Raw genomic sequence first — 1,769 nt, 5'->3', positions numbered from 1 at the left:
CCTTTCAGAGAGAGCAGCTTAACCCCAGGGTCAAAATTCAGCTGCTGGGGTGGGTCACTATTCCATTGCTGCTAACAACCGCGTATCCAACCCCGAGATCATTCACAAAAGCGACCTCTGAGAACGCCATCGCAGCATGGTGCGCTCGGGTATGGCCGTTCTGGTGAGCAGAGGTCTCTTTTTTGAAAGGTAATCCCCATGCAGACAATCACTGTGCCGTTTTACGGCAATGAACTTTACGTCGTTGATCACAACGGCGAGGCATACACCCCAATGAAGCCGATTGTTGAAGGCATGGGGTTGGACTGGAAATCCCAACACAAGAAGCTTTCTCAACGCTTTGCAAAAGGTATGGTGGAAATCACCACACCCTCAGCCGGTGGCATGCAGGTTATGACTTGCCTTGCTCTGCGTAAACTCAACGGCTGGCTGCAGACCATAAGCCCAAACCAAGTGAAGCCTGAAATTCGCGAGCGCGTAATCCAGTATCAGGATGAGTGCGACGACGTGCTCTACGAATACTGGACAAGAGGTGTCGTAGTTAACCCCCGCAAGGTCAGCATCATGGAGGAACTCAATCAGGCCTGCTCTGATATGAAACGCGATAAAGGGATTGCCAGCCTGTTCGGTACCGGGCAGAACGAATGGAAAGGTGTAAAAGCGGCTCATGTCTCGAAAATTAAGGCGCTGGTTGATGAAGCCAATGGGCTGATTGAATTTTGCCTGGCCGACACCGGGAAAGGCAAACTGACGCGCACCTGATAAACAACCAACAGGCTGCCATCCGGCAGGTGTTTCAAAGATGCAGCGGAAAAATATGGGCTAAGCATGGGGTGTCTTACCCCAAGGCTAAAAGTGATGATGCCCGAAGAGGCCTTATCAAAGCCCATTGCTAAACGTAGACCCCGAAAGCCCGCCAATTTGAGCGGGCTTTTTGTTGCCGGCGTCTCAGAGACGGAATCGAAACCGTCACCAAACAACTGACAGGCCTGCAAGCGTATGTGCGTGAGCAGTGCCTTAAATAACCGAGCCGCGCGACAGTGGGCTTTAACTTAAAAGAGAGAACGCGATGGAAAAAGAGCAAAACGGCTGCACCATTATCCCAATGGCGAAAGACTTTAAATTTCACTTGAGCCAACTGGTTAACCTTCGAATCAGCGACGAATGGGGCGAAGTTCAGGCCCGCGCTCAATACCTTAATGGTGAGAACCAATATCTTGTCCACTATCAAGCGGCGGATAAATGCGCGACCGAGCGTTGGTATTCAGAGTCCCAGCTGGTAGCTGTAGAAGATGATCGTTCACCCGGCTTACCAGTGTTTGGCTGTGTCGATCTGCCGGAAGGCGCGGTGGTTGAAGAATAGGCATTACAGCAGGCATTCACTGAGTGCCTGTGATAATGTCATTCCGTCAAAAATCGGAGTGGTTCTCATGAGAAAATTAATCGTCTTTTTTAACGGTGGCGCTCCTTACTCTGTAGAAGTAGGAGAGCATCTTAATTCTCTTCGGCTTGCGTATCCCGATCAAACTGAAATAGACCTTCCCATTCGGTCTTGCTTATATCCGGGTAAATACATAATGGAAGAGCACTTCTATGTTTCAGATCGGGATGTAACAGATACGGATATTATTAACGCAATAGATGTTGCCCCTTAGAAGCCATCAATATTTTTAAGCCTCGCAATAGCGGGGCTTTTTTATATTTGCATGAACACCACCTCCTATGGAGGTGGTCAGCAATAAGTTGGCTCTGCCAATAATGCTACTCAT

Annotated in this window: 2 protein-coding genes and 1 pseudogene; all 3 read left to right on the top strand. The window is 49.2% G+C overall.

Going from position 1 to position 1,769, the window contains the following annotated elements:
* Positions 1-198: 198 nt before the first annotated feature.
* The 3 genes and pseudogenes from ACSZPU_RS25510 to ACSZPU_RS25500 all read left to right on the top strand — a co-directional run bounded on the left by ACSZPU_RS25510 (position 199) and on the right by ACSZPU_RS25500 (position 1,363).
* Positions 199-762: a phage antirepressor N-terminal domain-containing protein gene (locus tag ACSZPU_RS25510; protein WP_499004394.1), complete on the top strand. Its 564-nt coding sequence runs from the start codon at positions 199-201 to the stop codon at positions 760-762.
* A gap of 185 nt (positions 763-947) precedes the next feature.
* Positions 948-1,025 (top strand): annotated as a pseudogene (locus ACSZPU_RS25505) (lysis protein); the annotation flags it as partial.
* A gap of 44 nt (positions 1,026-1,069) precedes the next feature.
* Positions 1,070-1,363 (top strand): hypothetical protein, encoded by a 294-nt coding sequence (locus ACSZPU_RS25500; RefSeq protein ID WP_499004393.1) that lies wholly within the window; start codon positions 1,070-1,072, stop codon positions 1,361-1,363.
* Positions 1,364-1,769: the final 406 nt, after the last annotated feature.

It is taken from the genome of Phytobacter sp. V69, from assembly GCF_965644215.1.
Classification (GTDB): Bacteria; Pseudomonadota; Gammaproteobacteria; order Enterobacterales; family Enterobacteriaceae; genus Phytobacter.
The sequence above is the reverse complement of the archived record's forward strand: the minus strand, read 5'-3'. Positions and strand labels throughout refer to the sequence as shown.